Consider the following 21,930-nt stretch of genomic DNA (forward strand, 5'->3'; position numbering starts at 1 on the left):
GTGGGCGCCTCGGCGGATCGTTTCCCCATGTCGTTCCAGCCTGATGTCATCGTCGTCGGCGCCGGTCTCGCCGGCCTCGTGGCCACCCACGAGCTGACCCGCGCCGGCCGGCGCGTCCTCGTCGTCGAGCAGGAGAACCGCGCGAACCTCGGTGGCCAGGCGTTCTGGTCCCTCGGCGGCCTGTTCTTCGTCGACAGCCCCGAGCAGCGCCGCACCGGCATCAAGGACTCGGTCGAGCTGGCCCTGCAGGACTGGATGGGCTCGGCCTCCTTCGACCGGCTCGAGGACGAGGACAGCTGGGGCCGCCGCTGGGCCGAGGCCTACGTCGCGTGGGCGGCCGGCGAGAAGCGCGCGTACCTGCGCGAGCTCGGCCACCGCGTGCTGCCGATGGTCGGCTGGGCCGAGCGCGGCGACGGCTCCGCGACCGGCCACGGCAACTCGGTCCCCCGCTTCCACCTCACCTGGGGCACCGGCCCGCGCCTCGTCGAGGTCTTCGCCGAGCCCGTCCTGGCCGCCGAGGCCGGCGGCCTCGTGCAGTTCGCGTTCCGCCACCAGGTCGACGAGCTGCTCACCGCGAACGGCGCGGTCGTCGGCGTCCGCGGGTCCGTGCTGGAGGCCGACGAGTCCCCGCGCGGCGTGAAATCCTCCCGCACGGTCGTCGGCGAGTTCGAGCACCACGCCGCCGCCGTGATCGTCACCTCGGGCGGCATCGGCCACAACCACGCGCTCATGCGCGCCAACTGGCCCGTCGACCGCATCGGCCCCGCGCCCGAGCACCTGATCTCGGGCGTCCCCGCGCACGTGGACGGGCGCATGCTCGCGATCTCCGAGCAGGCGGGCGGCCGCATCGTCAACCGCGACCGCATGTGGGCGTACACCGAGGGCATCACCAACTGGGACCCCATCTGGCCGGACCACGGCATCCGCATCCTGCCCGGGCCGTCGTCGATGTGGTTCGACGCGAACGGCCGGCGACTGACCGGCATGTCGGGCGTGCCGGGCGCCGACTCGATCGGCGCGATGAGGCAGATCCTCGCGACCGGCCACGACTACTCGTGGTTCGTGCTGACGCAGTCGATCATCGAGAAGGAGTTCGCGCTGTCGGGCTCGGAGCAGAACCCCGACATCACCGGCCGCGACGTCCGGTTCCTGCTCAGGAGCCGCCTCGCGAAGGGCGCGCCGGGACCGGTCGAGCGGTTCAAGGAGCACGGCGTCGACTTCGTCGTGGCGCAGACGCTGGACGAGCTCGTCACCGGCATGAACGAGATCGCCCGGGGCCCCAAGCTGGACGCCGCCGACCTCGAGCGGCAGATCGCCGCTCGCGACCGCGAGATCGCCAACCCCTTCACGAAGGACGTGCAGGTCATGGTCATGCACAATGCGCGCCGCTCGCGGATGGACCGGCTCGTGCGCGTCGCGAAGCCGCACCGGATCCTCGATCGGGCGCACGGCCCGCTCGTCGCCGTGCGGCTCAACATCCTGTCGCGCAAGACGCTCGGTGGCCTGCAGACGAACCTCGACTCGCAGGTCATCGGCGCGAACGGCGCGCCCGTGCCGGGCCTGTACGCCGCCGGTGAGGTCGCCGGCTTCGGCGGCGGCGGCGTCCACGGCCACAACGCCCTGGAGGGCACCTTCCTGGGCGGCTGCATCTTCTCCGGCCGCGCCGCGGGCCGCGCCCTCGCCCGCCCCTGAGTCCCGGGCCTCCCACCCGGGTGTGGTGGCGTCCCGTACCGCTCACTCCTCCCCGAGCGGTGCGGGACGCCACGAGTCGAAGGCTCGGCCGGATCGTGGCAGGCTGGATCACCGAGAAAATCTCGGGGAGGTCGTCCGTTGTTCCTGCGTCTCGTCGCCGTCCTGGCGCTCGTCCTGCCGGTGCTGGCCGCCCAGCCCGCCTCCGCGCGCGAGGAGCCGACGCTGTCGAGCATCACCGCCGCCGAGCGCGACACCGCGCCCGGCACCAACGCCTGCTTCCCGGGCATGGCGCCCGGCCAGACGCAGATCGTCGCGTGCGAGTACGGCACGCGGGGCCCGCACGTCGTGGCGCTCGGCGACTCGCACATGCGCGCGCTGTCGCCGGCGCTCCGGCGGCTCGCCGAGGAGGGCACGCTCCGCCTCACCCTCATCACGCGCTCGCGCTGCGGCTGGACGTCGCGCCCGCTCGAGCACGACCTCGACTGGGTCGGCCCCGACTGCCAGGCCTGGCGGGCCGACGTGCAGCGCTACCTGCGCGAGCACGACGACATCCGCGCCATCGTCACGAGCCATCGTGGCTGGACCATGCCGGGACGCGAGAGCGAGCGCGGCCCCGACACCGTGCGCGCGTGGCGGATCGCCCTCGAGCGCCGGATCCCGGTCATCGCGATCTCGGGGGCGGCGAACTGGGACGCCGACTTCATGCCCACCGCGTGCCTGCGCTCGCACCGCACGCCCGACGAGTGGGACGCGTGCGCCGCGCCGCGCGACGAGGTCATGGGCTTCGACTGGACCGAGCCCGCGGTCGAGCTGGCCCGCCGCGAGTTCGGCTCCCGCTCGGCGTTCCGGATCGACATGGACGCCGTGTACTGCCCGAAGGACCGCTGCCGCGTCGTGACACCCGGCGGCCAGATCATGTACCGCGACGACGAGCACCTGACGGCGACCTACACCCGCTCGCTCGCCTCGTTCTTCGAGCGCCGCCTGCGCGCCACGGGCGTCGTCTTCCTCGACCCGGCCGACGCCCTGCGCCCCGCCAGCGGCGTCCTGCCCACCCGTTCCGACTGACCTCCGGGCCCGCCCGGACCGGATGTGTAGCGGTATCCACCCGAATCCGGTCGGATCGGCCCGATTCGGGTGGGCAGCGCTACACATCTCGGCCACGGGACGTGGCACCCTGAGGTCGGGAGGTGCCCATGCGCGCTCGGCTCGCGGTCGTCGTCGGCCTCGTCGTGCTGCTGCTCGGCGCCTGTCCCGCCGTCGCGCAGGACGCGCCGCGGCTGTCGAGCCTCGCCGCCGCGGCGCGGGACGTCGCCCCCGGCACCCGGGCGTGCTTCAGCGGCTCGAAGCCGGGCGACACCCGGTTGCGCCCCTGCCACTACGGCCGTCGCGGCCCGCGCCTGCTGCTGATCGGCGACTCGCACCTGCGGGCCCTCTCGCCCGCCTTCCGCCGACTCGCCGAGGAGGGGATGGTGCGCGTCACCCTGCTGATCCGCTCGCGCTGCGGCTGGTCCAGCCGCGAGATCGAGAGCCCGAAGCGGTGGGTGCGCGACGACTGCCAGGCCTGGCGCGCCAACGTCGCCCGGTACGTGGCGCGCCAGCGCGGCGTCGCGGCCGTCGTCGTGAACCACCGCGCCTCGACCATGCCGGGGACGCGGGCGCAGCGCGGCCCCGACACCGTCCGCGCGTGGCGGCCGGCGCTGCGGCGGCGGATCCCGGTGATCGCCGTCTCGGACTCGGCCAACTGGGTGCTCACGCGCCCGTCGCCGCTGGAGTGCCTGCGCGACAACCGCGAGCCGCGCCAGTGGCGCAACTGCGCGGATCGGACCGCGAACGTCATGTGGTTCGACTGGACCGCGCCGTCCGTCTCGCTCGCGCGCGAGAGGTACGGGGCGAGGGCCGCGCACCGGATCTCGATGCGGAGCACCTACTGCCCGAGCGGGCTGTGCCGCGTCGTCACCCCGCACGGGCAGGTCATGTTCCGCGACCGCCAGCACCTGACCGCGACCTACACGCGCTCGCTCGCGCCGTTCTTCGAGCGCCGGCTGCGCCGGATCGGCGTCCTGCCCTCATAGGAGCACGTGCCCGACCACGGCCGACAGCACGACGGCCAGCCAGATCGGGACGCGGGTCCAGCGCTGCGAGGCGAAGACCAGCAGCGCCACCGCCAGCGTCCCCCACGAGACGATCCCCTGCGTGATGACCGGGTCCCAGAGCGCGGCGGCGAGGATCCCCACGACCGCGGCGTTCACGCCCATCACGACGCGGCGGGCCGACGGCGCCTGGCGCAGGCGGTCCCAGAACGGCAGCACCCCCACCACGAGCAGCCCGGCCGGCAGGAACACCGCCACGAGCGCGATCGCCGCTCCGGCGACCCCGTCGGGACCCGACTCCATGCTCGCGCCGAGGTAGGCGGCGAAGGTGAACAGCGGCCCCGGCACCGCCTGGGCCGCGCCGTACCCGGCGAGGAACGTGTCCGCGTCCATCAGGCCGGCCTGGACGGTCTGGGACTCCAGCAGCGGCAGCACCACGTGGCCGCCGCCGAAGACGAGCGCGCCCGTGCGGTAGAAGATGTCGGCGAGCCGCAGCGCCGGGTCGTCCGTGACGGCGACCAGCACCGGCAGCGCGACCAGCAGGACGGCGAACAGCGCGAGCGCCACGATGCCGCCGCGGTGCGAGACCCGCGCGAGCTCGCGAACGCTCTCGGGCTCGTCGGCGCGCAGCCACCACCAGCCGACGAGGCCGCCCGCCACGATCACGCCGATCTGCGCGAGCGGGCTGGCGACGAGCAGCAGGGCGACCGCTCCGGCGACGGCGATGACGGCGCGCTTCACGTCCGGGGTCAGGGTGCGCGCCATCGAGATGACGGCCTGGGCCACCACGGCCACGGCGGCCGCCTTGACGCCGTGCAGCCAGCCCGCGCCGGCGACGTCACCGTACGCCGCGACGCCGTAGGCGAACGCGACGAGCAGCACCGCCGAGGGCAGGGTGAACGCGATCCACGCCGCGAGCAGCCCGCCGGGGCCGGCGCGGCGCAGGCCGATGATCATCCCGACCTGGCTCGAGCCCGGTCCGGGCAGGAACTGGCACAGGGCCACGAGGTCGGCGTAGGCCTCGTCCGTCAGCCACTTCCGGCGCTGGACGAACGCCTCCCGGAAGTAGGCCAGGTGGGCGACGGGCCCGCCGAACGAGGTCAGCCCCAGGCGCAGGAACACCCAGAAGACCTCGGCGACCGTCCCGCCGCGCGCCCGCCCCGTATCGGTCATCGCGACCATCATGGCCGGGGCCGGCCGGTCAGTCGACGGCGGCCGCCCGGGACGGGACCGGATTGGCGACCACGACGGTGTTCGCGTGGTAACGGCCGAGCCGGTAGCCGCTGCACGTCACGAGGACGAGCCGGCTGGCAGCCGTCTGGTCGAAGAGCGTCTCGGACGCGGAGGCGAGCCGGCGATGCGAGTACTCGTCGACGTCGGTCACCCGGTAGGTCACCCAGCCGGCGTCCGTGCGGACGCGGACCGTGTCACCCGGCGCCACGTCCCCGAGGTCGTCGAAGACGCCGCCGCCGGAGTGGACGGTGTGGCCCGAGAGCAGCACCGCGCCCCGGGCGCTCCCGGGCCGGGCGCCGGCGGCCCACCAGCCGACGTGCGTCACGTCGGCGGGCGGCTCGAGCGATTCGCTCTCCGTCGCGATCGGTTCGACGCGGGCGTCGACGCCGATCGCGGGGATGACCAGGCGGACGGGCTCGCCCTCGGCCGCGTCGGCGACCGGGGCCTCGGTCGCCTCGGCGCACGCGGTCGGCGTGGCCGGGGCCGCCGCGGGCTCGCGCGCGGGCACGGAGGCCCGTTCGGCCGCGAGTCCCGGGACGAGCCCCGCCACGACCGCGGCGATCACCAGGGTGAGCACCACCGCCAGTCCCCGCCGGCCGGGCCGCAAGGCGCGGTCGCGTCGCATGTCAGGCCTCGAACCGCCTCGCGCCGGCCGCCACGCCGCCGGAGCTCAGCAGCAGGGCGGTGCCACCGCCCAGGAGCCCCGAGCCCCACATCGTCGCGGCATCGGCCTCGCCGGCGCCGGCGTGCACGCGGCGCGGGACGGCCGGGGTCACGGCCTCGTCCGCGCTCTCCTCCTCGGCGGGCGACACGTCGGTGGACGACTGCTCCTCGGTCGTGGCCTGCCGGTCGTCGGCCTGCGGCTCGTCCGACGGATCGGAGGGCTCGGTCGACGGCTCCCCGGTCGGCTCGGTCGACGGCTCCTCGGTGGGCTCGGTGGTCGGCTCCGTCGTCGGCTCGGTCGTCGGCTCCGTGGTCGGCTCGGTCGTCGGCTCGGTCGTCGGCTCCGTGGTCGGCTCGGGCGCCGTGTCGAAGCACCGTCCGGCGGCGATCTCCTCGCTCGAGGCGAAGTAGTCCAGCCGGAGGTCACCGGCTCGGTGGGCGACACCGCGCCACGTCCCGTCGGACTGCCAGGTGATCTGCTGGTTGTGCTGCTTGTCGGTGCCGGTGATGTGGCCGTTGGCCTGCTCGGACGGCACCGAGATGTAGGTGTACGGGTTGGACTCCGAGGCGGTCCGGTGGCAGACGCCGATCTTCTCCAGGCTCGCCGGCGCATCCGCGGCAGCCGATCCTGCGGACGCCAGGACGAGCCCGCCACTGCCCAGGGTCACCACCCCGGCGACGGCCAGCGCGGTGGCCGTCCGAAGCCACCTGGTCCTCGATCCCGCACTCCTGTCGTGCGTGGACATGATCCTCCTTCACTCCCGGTCCTGCGCGCGGCGCTCGCCGCCCGCATCATCCACGTTATGTCGACCCCGTGGGGCACCGAAGGGGTGTGGAGGGTGAGATCGTCAACATCGGCGAACCTTGGAAACCCTTGGAACGCGAGGAAGAATGGAGGGATACAGACCTTACGCGAAGTCCGCCGCGGAGGCGCCGCCGACGGGGGCCTCGGGCTCGCGCGCCATGGGCGTGAAGCGCGAGTAGTGGCCCTGGAACGACACGGCGACCTTGCTGACCGGGCCCGAGCGGTTCTTGGCGACGATGATGTCGGCCTCGCCCGGACGCTCGGACTCACCCGCGCCGTGGGCATCGGGGCGGCTGAGCAGCAGCACGATGTCGGCGTCCTGCTCGATCGAGCCGGACTCACGCAGGTCGGAGATCTGCGGCGTCTTGTCGGTGCGCTGCTCGGAGCCACGGTTCAACTGGCTGATCGCGACGACCGGGACGCCCAGCTCCTTGGCGAGCAGCTTGATCTGGCGCGAGAACTCCGAGACCTCGACCTGGCGGTTCTCGACCTTCTTGCCCGAGGTCATCAGCTGCAGGTAGTCCAGCACGATGAAGTCGAGCCCGTGCTGCTTCTTGATGCGCCGGGCCTTGGACCGGATGTCCGGCATCGTCATGTTGGGGCTGTCGTCGATGACGATCGGCGCGGCCTGCACGGTGGCCATCGCGCGGCCGATCGAGTCCCAGTCGCGGCTGGACATCGAGCCGGCGCGCATGTGGTGGATCGCGACCTTCGCCTCGGCCGAGAGCAGGCGCATCGCGATCTCGGAGCCCGTCATCTCCAGCGAGAAGATGGCGGACGTCAGGCCCTGGCGGATCGAGGCGTTGCGCACGAAGTCGAGGCCGAGCGTCGACTTGCCGACGCCGGGTCGCGCCGCGACGACGATCATCTGCCCGGGCTTGAAGCCCGTCGTGAGGCGGTCGAGGTCGGGGAAGCCCGAGAGCACGCCGTGCACGTCGCCCGAGCGGGTCTCGAGCTCCTCGAGCTCGTCGATCGTGGACGACATGAGGTCGGACAGGACGTTGTAGTCCTCGCCGGACTTGCTGCCGTCGACGTCGAGGACGGCTTTCTGGGCGCGGTCGACGATGTCCTGGATCTCACCCGTGCCGGACTGGCCGAGCTGGGCGACCTGCTGGCCGACCTCGACGAGGCGGCGCAGGACGGCCTTCTCGTGGACGATCTCGGCGTAGTAGTCGACGTTGGCCGCGATCGGCACGCCCTGGACGAGGTCGTGCAGGTAGGCCGCGCCGCCGACCTTGGCGATCTCGCCGCGACGGGTCAGCTCGGCCGCGACCGTGATGGCGTCGGCGGGCTCGCCCCGGCCGGAGAGGTCCGTGATGACCTCGAAGATCATCTCGTGCGCGGGGCGGTAGAAGTCGCGGCCCTCGAGCAGGTCGGTGGCCGGGTCGATGGCGTTCTTGGACAGCAGCATCGCGCCCAGGACGCTCTGCTCGGCGGGCAGGTCCTGGGGCGGAACGTAACCGGAGGCCGAGTCGGACGGTCGCTCGGACTCGTACAGATCGGTAACGCTCACGGCACTCCTCGACGTGATCGGCAGCAGTTTCGAAGCTAGGGACGAGCACCGACAGAATCGCCGTCTCCCCCGGGGTCGGTCGAGGTCCCTCGGTGACCATACGGCGGTGCCGAACCAACATCCAGACCGCGGTGCACAGGGGGTGTGCACAACACCGCCGATCGTGTGGAAAACGCCGTCACGGTGTGTGCACAGTCGGTGGACCACCCTGTGGAAAGTCCGACGTGACGCGGCTCACAATGGCCTCTGACCTGCGTAAACGTGCGTCCCCCGGTGTGGAGCAAGGAAGATCAGCGGTGTTTGCCGGTCCGAGAGTTTTCCACGACACACTCGCGGCAGCACACCGACATGTCGACAAAGCAACCCCATGGTTCACAGGGGTATCGTCGCCCCGTGCCGCTCTCCGCTCTCGACCGCCGGATCTGGGCGATCACGCTGCCCGCGTTCGCTGCCCTGATCTGCGAGCCGCTCATGCTGATGGCCGACACGGCCATCGTGGGGCACCTGGGCCGGGCCGAGCTGGCGTCGCTCGGCGCCGCCTCGACGATCCTGTCGACGATCGTCGGCCTGTGCGTGTTCCTCGCCTACGGCAGCACCGCGACCGTCTCGCGGCACCAGGGCGCCGGCGAGCCGCGGCGGGCGCTGGAGGCGGCCTTGGGCGGCGTCTGGCTGGCCCTGCTGATCGGACTCGTGCTGGGCGCCGTCGTGGCGTCGGCGGCCGGGCCGCTGGGTGCCGCGCTGTCAAGCTCGGCCCGGGTCGCCGACCTCACCTCGGACTACCTGCTCATCGCGGCGGCGAGCATCCCGGCCGTGCTGCTGGTCCTCGCGGCGACGGGCGCCCTGCGCGGCGTCCTGGACCTGCGGACCCCGCTCGTGGTCATGATCGTGGCCAACGTCCTCAACGTCGTGCTGACCGTGGGACTCGTCTACGGCGCCGGCCTGGGCATCCGCGGCGCGGCGCTGGGTCTCGTGCTGGCACAGTGGGCCGCCGCGCTCGCACTCGTGGGACAGGTGCTGCGGCGCAGCGTCGCCTCGCACGCGTCGGCGCGGCTGCGGTGGGCCGACGTCGCCCGTGCCGGGCGCGACGGCGTCCCGCTGCTGCTGAGGACCTTGAGCCTGCGTGCCGTCCTGCTGCTCGCGACGCTCGTCGCGGCCGGCTTCGGCGATGCCGCGCTCGCCGCGCACCAGATCGCGACGACGGTCGTCCTGCTGCTGGCGTTCGCGCTCGACGCCTTCGCGATCGCCGCGCAGACCCTGACCGGCCACTCGCTCGGGTCGGGCGACGCCGAGGGCACCCGGGCGGTGACCCGGCGCGTCATCGCCTGGGGACTCGGCTTCGGCGTCGTCGCGGGCGTGCTGCTGGCCGTCACGGCGCCGTGGGTGGCGCGCGCCTTCAGCCCCGACGCGGACGTGCGGGCCGCGGCGGTCCCGGCGCTGCTGCTGGTGGCGCTCATCCAGCCCGTCTCCGGCATCGTGTTCGTCCTCGACGGCGTGCTGATCGGCGCGGGCGACGGCGTCTACCTCGCCTGGGCCGGCCTCGTCACGCTGCTGGTCTACGCGCCCGTCGCGCTGCTGATCCGCGCGACCGGCGCCGGGTTCACGTGGCTGTGGGCCGCCTACGCGCTGTTCCAGGCGACGCGGTGGGTCACCCTGTGGTGGCGCCAGCGCGGCGACCGGTGGATGGTGCTCGGCGCGGCCTGACCCGCGACCGAACGAGGTTTCCTGTCACTTCACGAGGATCGCAACCCTCGCGAAGTGACGGATTCCCCGGTTAACCGGGGAAACTGTCACCGGCGCCAGTAGCCGGTGGCGTCGAGGCAGTCGCGCGGCACGCCGCGCTGGTCGGCCAGGAAGCGCCGCACGTCACGGACCGCGGAGGCCTCGCCGGCGACCCAGCAGAACGTGGTGCCGTCGGCCCACGGCAGGTCGTGCACGGCCTGGACCCACGCCGGCGCGCCGTGCACCCACTGCACCGTCACGCCGCCGTGGTCGGGCAGGTCCTGGATCCCCTCGGGCGAGGCGACCTCGATGACGACGTCGGCCTCGACGCCCCCGGGCCACGCGTCGAGCAGCCGCGCGATCGCGGGCAGCGCGGTCTCGTCGCCGGCCAGCAGGATGCGGTCGACGCCCGCCGGGAGCAGCAGCGAGCGGGTGGGACCGACGATCCAGGCGGGGTCGCCGGGCCGGGTGCGCCGCGCCCAGCCGGCCGCGAAGCCACCCTCGTGCAGCACGAAGTCGAGGTCGAGCTCGCCGGCGTCGGGGTCGAACCGGCGCGGCGTGTAGTCCTTGGCGACGGGCCGGCCGCCGGCGCCGCCCCACTCGAGTCGGTCGGGGCCCTGCACCGGCAGTGGCGGCCGGTCGGTGCCCTCGAGCGGCACGAGCAGCTTCACGTGGTCGTCGAAGCCCTCGGACCGGAACGGCGCGGCGGTGCCGCCTGCGACGGGGAACTCGCCCAGCTGCTCGCCGACGAGCGTCACCCGGCGCGTGGACGCGGTGACGTCCGCGACGCGGGCGACCCGCAGCTCGCGCAGGATCGTGGGCCACGCGACGGCCTCGCGGCGGGTGCGCGCCATCAGCCCTTCCCCTTCTCGGCGTAGCCGACGATCGTCCAGTCGAGGTCGGCCAGCGCCGTGGGCCCGTAGTTCACGACGCGCGGGTCGACGGCCAGGACCGACGGGATCACCGCGAGCGGGATGATCGAGGCCTGCGCGCGGGCGACCGCGTCGACCTTCGCGATCCTCGCCGCGCGGCGCCGGTCGTCGGTCTCGGCGATCGCGGCGTCGAACGCCTTGGCCATCGCGCCCGATGCCTTGCCCGTGAAGTTCTGTGGACCGTCGATGGGCGTGAACAGCTGGCGGGTGTCGGCCAGGTCGAAGGCCTGCGCCTGCCACGCGAACGTGGTCAGGTCGAAGTCGAGGGGGATCACGACCCGCTCGAAGAAGGTCCGGCCCGGGACCTTCGTGACCTTCACGCGGACGCCGACCTCGGCCAGGTTCTCGGCGACGAGCTCGGCCCGCTGGATCGCGCCGGTCATGGTGTCCGGCACCGGCAGCGAGAGCGTCAGCGGACGGCCCTTGCGGCGCGCGGGCCCGTCACCCTCGCGGCGCCAGCCGGCCTTGGCCAGGAGGCGCTCGGCCTGCTCGAGGTCGCGCGCGCGGCGCGTCTCGCGGTGCCCCGCCTGACCCGGCAGCAGCACGACGGAGTCCATCGCGACCGTCCGGGTGCCGTAGCGCTTGGACGTGGCGGCCACGATGCCGTCGATGTCGACGGCGAGGGCCACGGCGCGGCGGACGTCGGCGTCCTCGAGCGGACCCGTGCCGCCGTTGAGCGTCAGGTGCGACCACTCCGAGCCGAGCGACGCGCGCAGCTCGGCGCCGGCGAGCGCCTCGCGGTTCTCGGGGGTCAGCGGCGCGACCTCGAGCTCGTCGGCGCGGTGCGCCGCGGCGAGCACGCCGGGCTCGCCGATGCGCCACACGATGGAGTCGAGCCTGGGCTCGGCGCCCCACCAGCGCGGATTGCGCTCGAGCGTGATCGTGCCGGTGCGGCGCTCGATCGAGGCGACCCGGAAGGGCCCGTTCGACGACGGCGCCCGCGCGGTCATCGCGCGGTTGAACGTCTGCGCCGACTTCGTGTACGCCTTCGGCAGCGTGGGATAGACGGCGGCGGGCCAGTCGGCATTGGGGCCGTCGAACACGACGTCGTAGGCGAACCTGCCGTCCGGCTCGACGCGCTCGATGTCGTCGAACGCCGGGGCCGCCGCGGCGGCGAAGTCGTCGTCCTGCATCGCGTCGACGAACGAGACCATGTCGGCCGAGGTGATGGCGGTGCCGCCCTGCCAGACGGCCTGCTCGTTGAGCTCGACGCGGACGGTGAAGGGGTCCTGGTCGGTGACCTCGACGCTCGTCGCGTAGTCGCGGTCGAGCGTCCAAGAGCCGTCCTCGGTCACGCGCACGGCGCTGCCGAGCGTGGGCGCGAGGATCTGCGGAGCCGTGCTGGCGACACCGTCGGTGTGGACCGGGTTGAACGTGGCGGGGAACGACGAGACGCCGATGCGCAGCGTCCCTCCGGCGTCGACGTCGGCGGCCTCGGCCGCGTGGACGTCGGCGAGGGACAGCTGGGGGGCGGCCGTCGGCTCGGCCTTCTTCTCCTCGGTGTCGTCACCGCCGCCGAAGCAGCCGGCCAGCAGCGCGCCCGCCAGTGCCGCGACAGCACAGCGCCGGGCCCCGCGCGAAGCGGGACCCGGCGACTGGCGAATCACTTGGCGGCGACGACGTTCAGCTTGACCGTCGCGACGACCTCGGGGTGGACACGGACGGAGACCGTGTGCTCGCCGAGGCTCTTGATCGGGTTGCCGACCTCGATGCGACGCTTGTCGACCTGCGCGCCCGCACCGGCGAGGGCGTCGGCGATGTCGGTCACGGTGACGGCGCCGAAGAGGCGGCCGCCCTCGCCCGCCTGCGCGGGGACCTTGATGGCGCCGGACTCGAGGTTGCCCTTGATCGAGCGAGCGGTCTCGAGGTCGTGCACGGCGCGCGCGTCACGCGCGGCCTTGATCGACTCGACCTGCTTGGCCGCGCCCTTCGTCCAACGGATGGCGAAGTTGCGGGGCAGCAGGAAGTTGCGGCCGTAGCCGTCCTTGACCTCGACGATGTCGCCGGGCTGGCCGAGGTTGCTGACCTCGTGCGTGAGGATGAGCTTCATCTGTTCTCTGCTCCTGACTCAGCGACCGCTGGACGTGTAGGGCAGCAGCGCCATCTCGCGCGCGTTCTTGATCGCCTTGGCGATCTGGCGCTGCTCCTGGACGGAGACGCCGGTGACGCGACGGGCGCGGATCTTGCCGCGGTCGGAGATGAACTTCCGCAGCAGTGCGGTGTCCTTGTAATCGATGGTGGTGACGCCGGCGGCCGCGAGCGGGTTGCTCTTCTTCTTCGGCTTCCGGACAACGGGCTTGGCCATGATGCTCCTGGAAATGTCTTGCTACGTGTGGTGGATCAGAAGGGGGGCTCGTCGCTGGAGCCGCCACCGCCGCCCCAGGGGTCGTTGCCCCCGGCGGGTCCGGACGGCTGGGCCGGCTGGGCCCAGGCGCTCGCATCGTTGTGCTGGGCAGGCTGCTGGCCACCGAAGCCGCCGGCGTTGCCGCCGCCGAAGCCTCCGGCGTTGTTGCCGCCGCCGAAGCCACCGCCCTGGCCGCCGCCCCCGGAGGTGCGCTGGACCTGCGCGGTCGCGTTGCGCAGCGACGGGCCGACCTCGTCGACCGTCATCTCGACGCTCGTGCCGCGGCCGCCGTCCTGGCGCTCGTACTCGCGGACCTTCAGCGCGCCGGTCACGATGACCCGCGTGCCCTTGGTCAGCGAGCCGGCGACGTTCTCGGCCAGCTGGCGCCAGGCCGAGCAGCGGATGAACAGCGTGTCGCCGTCCTTCCACTCGTTCGTCTGACGGTCGAACGTGCGCGACGTGGACGCGACGGTGAAGTCGGCAACGGCCGCACCCGACGGCGTGAACCGCAGCTCGGGGTCGCGGGTCAGGTTGCCGACGAGGGTGATGGTGGTTTCGCCTGCCATGGATCAGCCTTCTCTGTGAGGTGCTCTCGCGACGAGTGTGTCGGATTCGGGGGACGGTTTCGCGCCGTCCACAGAATCACTTCGCGTCGGGACGCGTGACCTTCGTGCGGACGACGGACTCGTTCAGCGACAGCTGACGGTCCAGCTCCTTGACCGAGGCGGGCTCGGCGGACAGACCGATGACGGCGTAGATGCCCTCGGACTTCTTGTTGATCTCGTAGGCGAAGCGGCGCTTGCCCCACACGTCGATGCCGTCGACGGATCCACCGTCGGAGACGATCGTGTTGTTCAGGTAGGTCGAGAGGCTCTTCTCGACCGAGCGCTCATCGACATCCGAGTCGAGGATGACCATGACTTCGTACTTGCGCAGTGACACTGCGGATCTCCTTTGGACTGAGCGGTGACGGGCTTTCCGTCACAGGAGGGTGCTGCCTCGAACGGCAACCTCAAGAGTCTATCAGCGGGCCGTGGCCGCGGGGAAATCCCGCTCAGACGCCGCTGATCGCCTCGAGCACGTTGAGCCTGGCCGCGCGGCGCGCGGGCAGCACGGCGGCCAGCACGCCGACCACGGCCGAGACCACGACGAACACGCCGAGCGACCCCGCCGGGATCGCCAGGTCGGTGATCCCGTCGTCGGCGAACGAGCGCTGCAGCGTGATCCCGAACAGCATCCCCGCCCCGATGCCGAGCAGGGCGCCGAGGATCGCGATGACGACCGACTCCAGGCGGACCATGCGGCGCAGCTGCGGCTGGGTGACGCCGACGGCGCGCAGCAGGCCGATCTCGCGCGTGCGCTCGATGACGCTCAGCGCGAGCGTGTTGACGATGCCCAGCACGGCGATGACGATCGCCAGGCCCAGCAGCGCGTAGATCAGGTAGAGCAGCGTGTTGACCTGCGCGCGCTGCGCCTCGGCGTACTCCTGCTTGTCCTGCACGACGATCGTCGGGTTGTCGCCGACGGCGCGCTCGAGGCTGCGGCGGATCGTGGTGGTCCCGGCGCCCTCGTTCACGTTCACCGCGAGCGAGGTGTCGGCGCGCGCGATGCCGGCCGCCGTGACGGTGGACAGCGGCACGACCGCCTGGCCGACGATGTTGCTGTCGGCGAAGACGCCCGTGACCGTGCTGGGCACCGAGCCGCCCGTGAAGCGCAGGTCGACCCTGTCGCCCGTGCCGAGGCCCAGGCGGTCGCCGAGCGTCTCGCTGAGCGCGATCGTGCCCTCGGCCACCGGGGCCTCGCCGCTGACGTAGTCCAGGTCGATGACGCTGTCGAACTGCTCGGCCTCGACCGCGGACGCGAACACCTGCGTGTCGTTCGCCCGGAAGACGACGAGCTGGGACGCCGCGACGTCGGCCACGCCCGGCACCTCGGCGACGTTGCGCGAGATCGTGGGCGAGAACGCCTGGCCGCTGACGTTCTGCACGATGAAGTCGGCCGAGAACTCGCGGTCCACGCCCGCGTCGATCGACTTGTTGATCGAGGCGCCCAGGATCGACATCGTCGTGACGAGGGCCAGGCCGATCATGAGGGCCGAGGCCGTGGCGGCCGTGCGGCGCGGGTTGCGGCGGGCGTTCTGCGCGGCGAGCAGCCCGACGGCGCGGAAGAGCGCGCGGTAGATCGCGCCGAAGACGGCCAGCACGGGGATCGCGATGACGGGGCTGCCGAGCGCGACGGCCATCAGCACGCCGAAGATGCCCAGGCCGACCCACACGATGGGGCGCGGCACGTCGAGCCACGAGCCGGCCGCCATGCCCGCGGCGCCGGCGAGGCCGAACAGCAGCGAGAGCAGCAGGCGCCAGCGCAGCGAGGACTCGGGCATCGCGATCTCGTCGCGCATGGCCGCCACCGGGGGCACGCGCGCGGCGCGGCGGGCGGGGATCCAGGCGGCGAGCATCGTCACGACGATGCCCACGACGTAGGCCGCGACCACCGTGCGCGAACGGAACACCAGGGCCGTGCCGGACAGGTCGAGGCCGAAGTTGCTGAACAGCACCTTGAGCAGCGACGCCAGGCCGAAGCCCAGCGCGAGGCCCAGCGTGGAGCCGATCAGGCCGATCACGAACGCCTCGGTCAGCACCGAGCGGCTGACCTGCCCCCGCGAGGCGCCGAGCGCCCGCAGCAGGGCGAGCTCGCGGCTGCGCTGCGCCACCAGGATCGAGAACGTGTTGACGATGAGGAACGTGCCGACGACCAGCGCGATCCCGGCGAACACCAGCAGGAACGTGTTGAGGAAGCCCAGCAGCTGGTCGAACAGGTCCTGGGACTCCTGCGCGACCTCGGTCCCCGTGACCGCCTCGGTGCCGTCGGGGATGAGCGGCTCGACGGCCGTGGCGAGCTCGCGCTGCGTGACGCCCTCGGCCGCCTCGACCTGGATGAGGCTGAACGCGTCCTTGCCGCCGAGGAAGTACTTCTGGGCGCTGGCGTCGTCGAACATGACGATCGTGGCGCCGGCGAGGCCGCCGGAGGCGAAGTCGAAGATGCCGACCAGCTCGGCCTCGAGGATCGGCGGGTCGCCGGGCATCGCCACGCGGACGGTGTCGCCGACGCCGTAGCCGGCGACCTGCGCCGAGCGGGAGTCGAGCGCGATCTGCCCCTCGGCCTGCGGGGCGGCCCCGGTCCTCCACGTCAGCATCGGGGCGCCCGCGGCGTTGGGGACGGGGTCGCCGGTGCCCGCGTTCAGCGCGATCGTGGGCGCGCCGGTGCCGCCGAGGAGCTTGTTGTCGCGGCGGACCACGAACAGGCCGGTGCCGTTGACGGTTCCCTCGACGCGGCCGGACTCGGGCAGCGCCTCGATCTTCGCGACGAGATCGGTCGGGACGGTGCGCGCGTCGCGGTTGATGCCGACCGCGATCGCGTCGTCGGCGTCGGTGACGGGCCGCACGGCCACGTCGGCGACGATGCCGTTCGCGATCTCGTCGAAGCTCTTGCCGATCGTGTCGGTGAACACGAGCGAGCCGGACAGGAACGCGATGCCCAGGACGATCGCGAAGGCGCTCAGCAGCAGGCGCAGCTTGCGCGCGACCAGGTTGCGCCAGGTGACCTTGCGCACGTCACGCGCCCATCCGGCGCTGGACGACGCTCATCCGCTCGAGGACCTTCTCGGCCGTGGGCTCGCGCAGCTCGGACACGACACGGCCGTCGGCGAGGTAGACGACGCGGTCGGTGTAGCTGGCGGCCGTGGGGTCGTGGGTGACCATGACGATCGTCTGACCGAACTCGTCGACGCTGCGGCGCAGGAACGACAGCACCTCGGCGCCCGACGTGGAGTCGAGGTTGCCGGTGGGCTCGTCGGCGAAGACGATCGACGGCCGGCTGACCAGGGCGCGGGCGCACGCGACGCGCTGCTGCTGGCCGCCGGACATCTCGTTGGGGCGGTGCTTGAGCCGGTCGGCCAGCCCGACGGCCTCGATGACGCGCGAGTACCAGCCCTGGTCGGGCTTGCGCCCCGCGATCGTGAGCGGCAGCAGGATGTTCTCCTCGGCCGTCAGCGTCGGCACGAGGTTGAACGACTGGAACACGAAGCCGATCTGCTCGCGGCGCATGATGGTCAGCGCCTTGTCGTCGAGCTTGGCCAGGGGCGTGCCCGCGATCGTGACGCGTCCGCCGTCGGGCTTGTCGAGCGCGGCCATGCAGTGCATGAGCGTCGACTTGCCCGAGCCCGACGGCCCCATGATCGCGGTGAACTCGCCCTCGTAGATCTCGATCGAGACGCCGTCGAGCGCCTTGACCTGGGCATCGCCCTTGCCATACGTCTTCATGAGGTCGTACGCATGGGCGGCGACGGGCTTGTCCATGGCTTGAGCCTAGGGGACGGGCCCGACTCCGCGACCACGATGTCACTGAGAGTTACACGATGTCGGCAGACCCGCCCCACAGGTCGACTCGTGCATCAGCGTCGTGGCCCACGAGCTCGTCGATCCGGCGCAGCTCGTCCTCGGTGAAGTCCGTGTTGGCCGCGGCCGCGACGTTCTCGTCGAGCTGGCGCGTGCTGGACGCGCCGATCAGCGCCGAGGTCGCGGCGCCCGGGCGCAGCACCCACGCGATCGCGAGCTGGGCGAGCGACTGGCCGCGCTCGCGCGCGATCTCGGCCAGGCCGCGCAGGCGGTCACGGTTGCCCTCGACGACGGACTCGTCGAACGAGCTGCGGCCGCCGGAGCGCTCGACCGGCTCGTCGCCGAGGTAGCGGTCGGTCAGCAGGCCCTGGGCGAGCGGGGTGAACGCGATGGAGCCCATGCCGGTGTCCTCGAGCGTGGACAGCAGCTCGTCCTCGACCCAGCGGTTGACCATCGAGTACGCCGGCTGGTGGATCACCAGCGGGGTGCCGAGGTCGGCGGCCACCTCGGCGGCGCGACGCGTGCGCTCGGCCGAGTACGACGAGATGCCGACGTAGAGCGCCTTGCCCTGGCGCACGGCGGCGTCCAGCGCGCCGACGGTCTCCTCGACGGGAGTGTCCGGGTCGGCGCGGTGCGAGTAGAAGATGTCGACGTACTCCAGGCCCATCCGCTCGAGCGAGGCGTCGAGGCTGGACAGCAGGTACTTGCGCGAGCCGTGGAAGCCGTACGGGCCGGGCCACATGTCCCAGCCGGCCTTCGTGGAGATGATCAGCTCGTCGCGGTAGGGCTTGAAGTCGCCGCGCAGCATGCGGCCGAAGTTCTCCTCGGCCGAGCCCGGCGGCGGGCCGTAGTTGTTGGCCAGGTCGAAGTGCGTGATGCCGAGGTCGAACGCGTGGCGCAGCACCTCGCGCTGGGAGTCGAACGTGCGGTTGTCGCCGAAGTTCCACCACAGGCCGAGGCTGATGGGCGGCAGCAGCAGGCCCGATCGCCCGACCCGGCGGTACTCGAGTCCCTGGTAGCGGTCGGCGTCCGCCTGCCAGGGTCGATGGGTCTCGGCGACGCGCTTGCGGGTCCACTCGGTGCTCATGGATCCACCCTAGGCCGGGGGCCGGACACCCCGCCCGGCGAGCGCCAGGGGCTCCCGGCCGGACCGCGAGTGCGGCAGCGGAGGTCAGGCGATGCGGGTGATCTCGACCTCGACGGCGGTGCTGACGTCGCCGTCGGTGGCGTAGATGCCGCGCAGGTTGGGGTTGTCGTCGAAGTCCCGGCCGCGCGAGACGACGATGTGCCGCTCACCGGGCGCCTCGCCGCCCATCACGTCCCAGCCGGTCCAGCGACCGTCCCACCACTCGAGCCAGGCGTGCGGCTCCGCGGGGACGGCGGCCTCGAGCTCGGGGTCGGCGTCGGGGTGCACGTACCCCGCCACGAAGCGCGCGGGGATCTGCGCGTGGCGCAGGGCGCCGATCGCGACGTGCGTGATGTCGTGCGTGACGCCCTTGCCCGACTCCCACGTTCCCTCGGCCGTGGCCGTGACGTGGGTGGCGGCGACCAGACGCTTGATCCGCGTCCGCAGCAGCTCGCACACGGCCGTCACGTAGTCGGCGGGCGTCTGCGACCGCTCGCGGATCGCGTCGAGCTCGGGAACGAGGCCGGGCGCGGGCCGCACGCGGTCCTGCTGGTGCACGAACTCGCAGTAGCGGTCGAGCGTGGAGGCGTCGAGGTCGTCCCACTGGATCGACTCGGCGGGCTCCGCCGGGGCAGCGGTGTCGACGATCGAGGTGGCCACGACGGTCAGCTGGTCGTGCGGGTCCGTCACCTCGAAGGCCACCACGGTGGCGCCCCAGTAGTCGCGGTACTCCTGCGACCACGCCGTCGGCGTGATCTCCAGCCGCGAGCGCCGGACGTACTGCTCGGCCGTGGTCTGCGGCGTCAGCCGGGCCTCGCTGTACGAGGCCGCCGTGGGCTCTGAGTACGTGTAGGTCGTGGCGTGCCTGACCCGCATGCGCATGCTCATGCCCGCACCTCCGTGACTCGCTGACGCTCGCTCACAGTGAGACCCTCCCCTTCCACAGGTGCCAGTCCTCCTGCGCGAAGTACCTCGACGTGATGGCGTCGCTGGCCGCGGCGCACGCGCGCTGCATGCGCTCCATCTCGAACGGCATCGTCTCGAGGATCTCGCCCAGCGGGCGGTACTCGATCCCGGTGCGCGCGCGGCCGAGCAGCCGCAGCGCCTCGTCCGAGAAGCCCGCGCGACGGCCCGCCACGTCGAGGCGCGTGAGCGCCCGCTCGGCCTCGCTCAGGCTGGAGACCAGCGAGCGCGGGAACCAGCGGTCGAGCAGCAGGTACTCGGCCGAGGCCGAGTCCCGCTCGATGCCGCGGTACGTCCGCAGGAAGCTCTCGTAGCCGCCGCAGGCGCGCAGCGTGTTCTGCCACGCGACGCCCGAGCCACCCGCGCTCGCCGCCGTGGACAGCAGTCGCGCGGTCATGTCGGCGCGCTCGATGTTGCGGCCGAGCACGTAGAAGTACCAGCCCTGGTCGCGCGGCATGGAGTCGTCGGCCGAGCCCGAGATCATCGCCGTGCGGCGGCGGACCCAGTTGAACATCTCGACGGGGCGCATCGACGTGGCGGCGGGGACGCCCTGCCACGTCGTGTTGATCGCGGACCACACGTCGGTCGAGAGCACCTCACGGGCGCTGCGGGCCGCCTCGCGCATCGAGCCGATCACCGCGGCGATCGAGCTGGGCGACTTCTGGTCGTAGGCCAGCAGGTCCAGCATCGACCAGCGGTTGGGGACGCCGCCGAAGTCGTCGATGCCCATGACCGCGAACAGCTGCTGGCACGCGGTGACCTCGTCGGTCGCGGGATCCTCGACGAGGATCTGCATCTGCACGTCGAGCAGGCGCGCGGTGTCGTCGGCGCGCTCGAGGTAGCGACCGATCCAGAACAGCGACTCGCCGATCCGGCTGAGCATCAGGCCTCCCCCCTCAGCGGCGCGATCGACTGGCCCTGCGCGACGGGCTCGAGGTCGTCGTCGGCCTCCTCGATCGACTCGGTGGGACGCGCCAGCACCCACGTGTCCTTGGAGCCGCCGCCGCGGCTGGAGTTCACGATCAGCTCGCCCTCGGGCAGCGCCACGCGGGTCAGGCCGCCGGGCAGCACCCACACGTCGTCGCCGTCGTTGACCGCGAAGGGCCGCAGGTCGACGTGTCGCGGACGGATGCCGTCCTCGACGAGCGTGGGCACCGTCGACAGCGAGATGACGGGCTGGGCGATCCAGTCGCGCGGCGCGGCGAGGATCTTGCCGCGCAGCTCGTCGAGCTCCTCGCGCGTGGCCGCGGGGCCGATGACGATGCCCTTGCCCCCGGAGCCGTCGACCGGCTTGAGGACCAGCTCGTCGAGGCGGTCGAGGACCTCCTCGCGCTGCTCGTCGTCGCCGCAGCGCCACGTGTCGACGTTGCGCAGGATCGGCTCCTCGGCGAGGTAGTACCGGATCAGGTCGGGCACGTACGTGTAGAGCAGCTTGTCGTCGGCGACGCCGTTGCCGACGGCGTTGGCGATCGTGACGTTGCCGGCGCGGGCCGCGTTGATCAGGCCCGGCACGCCGAGCGCGGAGTCGGCGCGGAACGACAGCGGGTCGAGGAAGTCGTCGTCGATGCGGCGGTAGATGACGTGCACCGGCGCGAGCCCGTCGGTGGTGCGCATCATGACGCGCCCGCCGTGGCACACGAGGTCGCGACCCTCGACGAGCTCGACACCCATCGTGCGCGCCAGCAGCGTGTGCTCGAAGTAGGCGGAGTTGTAGACGCCGGGCGTCAGCACGACGACGGTCGGGTCGCTGACGCCCGCGGGCGCCGCCGCCCGCAGCGCGGACAGCAGCTGGCGCGAGTAGCGCGCGACGGGACGGATGCGGTGGTTCGCGAAGACCTCGGGCAGGCCACCGGACATCGCCCGGCGGTTGGTCATGACGTACGAGACGCCCGACGGCACGCGCGCGTTGTCCTCCAGGACGCGGAAGTCGCCGTTGCCGTCGCGGATGAGGTCGATGCCCGAGACGTGGATGCGCACGCCGTTCGCGGGCTCGATGCCGGCGACGACGCGGTGGTAGTGGTGCGACGTCACGACGGTCTCGCGCGGGACGACGCCGTCGCGGAACAGCTCACCGGAGCCGTACGCGTCGGCCAGGAACGCCTCGAGGGCCTTCACCCGCTGCTTGACACCCGCCTCGACGTGGTCCCACGCGTCGGCCTCGATGATGCGCGGCACGATGTCCAGCGGGAACGGCCGCTCCTCGCCCGCGACGCCGAACGTGATGCCCTGCTCGAGGTACGAGGAGGCGAGTCCCTCAGCCCGTTGGCGGACCTCGTCGGAGGGCATCCGGCCGAAGGCGGCGTGGATGCCCGAGTACACGTCACGGACGCCCGACTCGGCGAACATCTCGTCATAACCCGCGACCGGTCCGTATCCGTCGAAGAGCTGGGCGTCCGTCACGTTCCCCACCATAGGGGCGGATCGTCACACGCACGTTTCGGAGAGCGACC

At 72.4% G+C, this 21,930-nt stretch carries 20 protein-coding genes; 4 read left to right on the top strand and 16 right to left on the bottom strand.

Translation table 11 applies throughout. The features are described 5' to 3' along the window. The first annotated feature begins 27 nt into the window (after nucleotides 1-27). From AB3M81_RS11055 to AB3M81_RS11065, 3 genes are all read left to right on the top strand, one after another. Complete coding sequence (locus tag AB3M81_RS11055) at nucleotides 28-1,692, top strand: FAD-binding dehydrogenase (protein ID WP_412903970.1); 1,665 nt, start codon at nucleotides 28-30, stop codon at nucleotides 1,690-1,692. A 138-nt stretch (nucleotides 1,693-1,830) separates the two neighbouring features. After that, a complete protein-coding gene (locus tag AB3M81_RS11060; protein ID WP_412903971.1) occupies nucleotides 1,831-2,760 on the top strand; it encodes an SGNH hydrolase domain-containing protein in 930 nt (309 codons plus the stop codon). A 128-nt stretch (nucleotides 2,761-2,888) separates the two neighbouring features. Continuing rightward, a complete protein-coding gene (locus AB3M81_RS11065; RefSeq protein WP_412903972.1) occupies nucleotides 2,889-3,767 on the top strand; it encodes an SGNH hydrolase domain-containing protein in 879 nt (292 codons plus the stop codon). On the opposite strand, the gene chrA is transcribed toward AB3M81_RS11065, so the two are convergent. The 4 genes from chrA to dnaB form a co-directional block, all read right to left on the bottom strand. Further along, a complete protein-coding gene (gene chrA, locus AB3M81_RS11070) occupies nucleotides 3,762-4,958 on the bottom strand; it encodes a chromate efflux transporter (RefSeq protein ID WP_412903973.1) in 1,197 nt (398 codons plus the stop codon). The two genes, AB3M81_RS11065 and chrA, sit on opposite strands and share 6 nt — an antisense overlap. Nucleotides 4,959-4,986: 28 nt before the next feature. Further along, entirely contained in the window at nucleotides 4,987-5,598 is a 612-nt protein-coding gene (locus AB3M81_RS11075) for a class F sortase (protein WP_412903974.1), read from the bottom strand. A 46-nt stretch (nucleotides 5,599-5,644) separates the two neighbouring features. Then, nucleotides 5,645-6,427, bottom strand: coding sequence for a hypothetical protein (locus AB3M81_RS11080; RefSeq protein ID WP_412903975.1), 783 nt, complete (start codon nucleotides 6,425-6,427; stop codon nucleotides 5,645-5,647). Nucleotides 6,428-6,589: 162 nt separating this feature from the next. Further along, nucleotides 6,590-7,984, bottom strand: a complete 1,395-nt coding sequence (gene dnaB, locus AB3M81_RS11085) for a replicative DNA helicase (protein WP_412904173.1) — start codon at nucleotides 7,982-7,984, stop codon at nucleotides 6,590-6,592. A 408-nt stretch (nucleotides 7,985-8,392) separates the two neighbouring features. Here dnaB and AB3M81_RS11090 point away from each other — a divergent pair, with 408 nt between their 5' ends. Then, a complete protein-coding gene (locus tag AB3M81_RS11090) occupies nucleotides 8,393-9,700 on the top strand; it encodes an MATE family efflux transporter (protein WP_412903976.1) in 1,308 nt (435 codons plus the stop codon). Between the two features lie 86 nt (nucleotides 9,701-9,786). Here the strand turns inward: AB3M81_RS11090 and AB3M81_RS11095 are convergent, their stop codons facing one another. From AB3M81_RS11095 to AB3M81_RS11150, 12 genes are all read right to left on the bottom strand, one after another. Beyond that, on the bottom strand, nucleotides 9,787-10,572 hold the full coding sequence (locus tag AB3M81_RS11095) for a siderophore-interacting protein (protein ID WP_412903977.1): 786 nt from the start codon (nucleotides 10,570-10,572) through the stop codon (nucleotides 9,787-9,789). Beyond that, nucleotides 10,572-12,257, bottom strand: coding sequence for an ABC transporter family substrate-binding protein (locus tag AB3M81_RS11100; protein WP_412903978.1), 1,686 nt, complete (start codon nucleotides 12,255-12,257; stop codon nucleotides 10,572-10,574). Before AB3M81_RS11100 ends, AB3M81_RS11095 begins: the two co-directional genes overlap by 1 nt. Next, entirely contained in the window at nucleotides 12,254-12,700 is a 447-nt protein-coding gene (gene rplI, locus AB3M81_RS11105) for a 50S ribosomal protein L9 (protein ID WP_412903979.1), read from the bottom strand. The genes AB3M81_RS11100 and rplI overlap by 4 nt, the downstream gene beginning before the upstream one ends. An 18-nt stretch (nucleotides 12,701-12,718) precedes the next feature. Continuing rightward, nucleotides 12,719-12,955, bottom strand: coding sequence for a 30S ribosomal protein S18 (rpsR, locus tag AB3M81_RS11110; RefSeq protein WP_067861076.1), 237 nt, complete (start codon nucleotides 12,953-12,955; stop codon nucleotides 12,719-12,721). A gap of 35 nt (nucleotides 12,956-12,990) precedes the next feature. Beyond that, nucleotides 12,991-13,560, bottom strand: a complete 570-nt coding sequence (locus AB3M81_RS11115; RefSeq protein ID WP_412903980.1) for a single-stranded DNA-binding protein — start codon at nucleotides 13,558-13,560, stop codon at nucleotides 12,991-12,993. A 76-nt stretch (nucleotides 13,561-13,636) separates the two neighbouring features. Further along, nucleotides 13,637-13,930, bottom strand: a complete 294-nt coding sequence (gene rpsF, locus AB3M81_RS11120; protein ID WP_412904174.1) for a 30S ribosomal protein S6 — start codon at nucleotides 13,928-13,930, stop codon at nucleotides 13,637-13,639. A 118-nt stretch (nucleotides 13,931-14,048) separates the two neighbouring features. After that, complete coding sequence (locus AB3M81_RS11125; RefSeq protein WP_412903981.1) at nucleotides 14,049-16,607, bottom strand: ABC transporter permease; 2,559 nt, start codon at nucleotides 16,605-16,607, stop codon at nucleotides 14,049-14,051. 1 nt (nucleotide 16,608) lies between these two features. Continuing rightward, nucleotides 16,609-17,352, bottom strand: coding sequence for an ABC transporter ATP-binding protein (locus AB3M81_RS11130; RefSeq protein ID WP_412903982.1), 744 nt, complete (start codon nucleotides 17,350-17,352; stop codon nucleotides 16,609-16,611). A 52-nt stretch (nucleotides 17,353-17,404) separates the two neighbouring features. After that, nucleotides 17,405-18,478 carry an L-glyceraldehyde 3-phosphate reductase gene (gene mgrA, locus AB3M81_RS11135; protein ID WP_412903983.1) on the bottom strand — a complete coding sequence of 358 codons (1,074 nt, stop codon included), beginning with the start codon at nucleotides 18,476-18,478 and terminating at the stop codon, nucleotides 17,405-17,407. A gap of 84 nt (nucleotides 18,479-18,562) precedes the next feature. After that, on the bottom strand, nucleotides 18,563-19,405 hold the full coding sequence (locus tag AB3M81_RS11140; protein ID WP_412903984.1) for a transglutaminase family protein: 843 nt from the start codon (nucleotides 19,403-19,405) through the stop codon (nucleotides 18,563-18,565). 31 nt (nucleotides 19,406-19,436) lie between these two features. Next, entirely contained in the window at nucleotides 19,437-20,363 is a 927-nt protein-coding gene (locus tag AB3M81_RS11145; RefSeq protein ID WP_412903985.1) for an alpha-E domain-containing protein, read from the bottom strand. Further along, on the bottom strand, nucleotides 20,363-21,880 hold the full coding sequence (locus AB3M81_RS11150; RefSeq protein ID WP_489671972.1) for a circularly permuted type 2 ATP-grasp protein: 1,518 nt from the start codon (nucleotides 21,878-21,880) through the stop codon (nucleotides 20,363-20,365). The genes AB3M81_RS11145 and AB3M81_RS11150 overlap by 1 nt, the downstream gene beginning before the upstream one ends. Nucleotides 21,881-21,930 lie beyond the last annotated feature (50 nt).

It is taken from the genome of Aeromicrobium jepli, assembly GCF_047246605.1.
In the GTDB taxonomy this organism is placed as follows: domain Bacteria; phylum Actinomycetota; class Actinomycetes; order Propionibacteriales; family Nocardioidaceae; genus Aeromicrobium.

Coding starts and splice junctions, on each gene's coding strand:
- AB3M81_RS11055 (WP_412903970.1), top strand. CDS start 28: ATGTCGTTCCAGCCTGATGTCATCGTCGTCGGCGCCGGTCTCGCCGGC.
- AB3M81_RS11145 (WP_412903985.1), bottom strand. CDS start 20,363: ATGCTCAGCCGGATCGGCGAGTCGCTGTTCTGGATCGGTCGCTACCTC.
- AB3M81_RS11140 (WP_412903984.1), bottom strand. CDS start 19,405: ATGAGCATGCGCATGCGGGTCAGGCACGCCACGACCTACACGTACTCA.
- AB3M81_RS11080 (WP_412903975.1), bottom strand. CDS start 6,427: ATGTCCACGCACGACAGGAGTGCGGGATCGAGGACCAGGTGGCTTCGG.
- AB3M81_RS11130 (WP_412903982.1), bottom strand. CDS start 17,352: ATGGACAAGCCCGTCGCCGCCCATGCGTACGACCTCATGAAGACGTAT.
- rplI (WP_412903979.1), bottom strand. CDS start 12,700: ATGAAGCTCATCCTCACGCACGAGGTCAGCAACCTCGGCCAGCCCGGC.
- AB3M81_RS11095 (WP_412903977.1), bottom strand. CDS start 10,572: ATGGCGCGCACCCGCCGCGAGGCCGTCGCGTGGCCCACGATCCTGCGC.
- AB3M81_RS11065 (WP_412903972.1), top strand. CDS start 2,889: ATGCGCGCTCGGCTCGCGGTCGTCGTCGGCCTCGTCGTGCTGCTGCTC.
- chrA (WP_412903973.1), bottom strand. CDS start 4,958: ATGACCGATACGGGGCGGGCGCGCGGCGGGACGGTCGCCGAGGTCTTC.
- rpsR (WP_067861076.1), bottom strand. CDS start 12,955: ATGGCCAAGCCCGTTGTCCGGAAGCCGAAGAAGAAGAGCAACCCGCTC.
- mgrA (WP_412903983.1), bottom strand. CDS start 18,478: ATGAGCACCGAGTGGACCCGCAAGCGCGTCGCCGAGACCCATCGACCC.
- AB3M81_RS11115 (WP_412903980.1), bottom strand. CDS start 13,560: ATGGCAGGCGAAACCACCATCACCCTCGTCGGCAACCTGACCCGCGAC.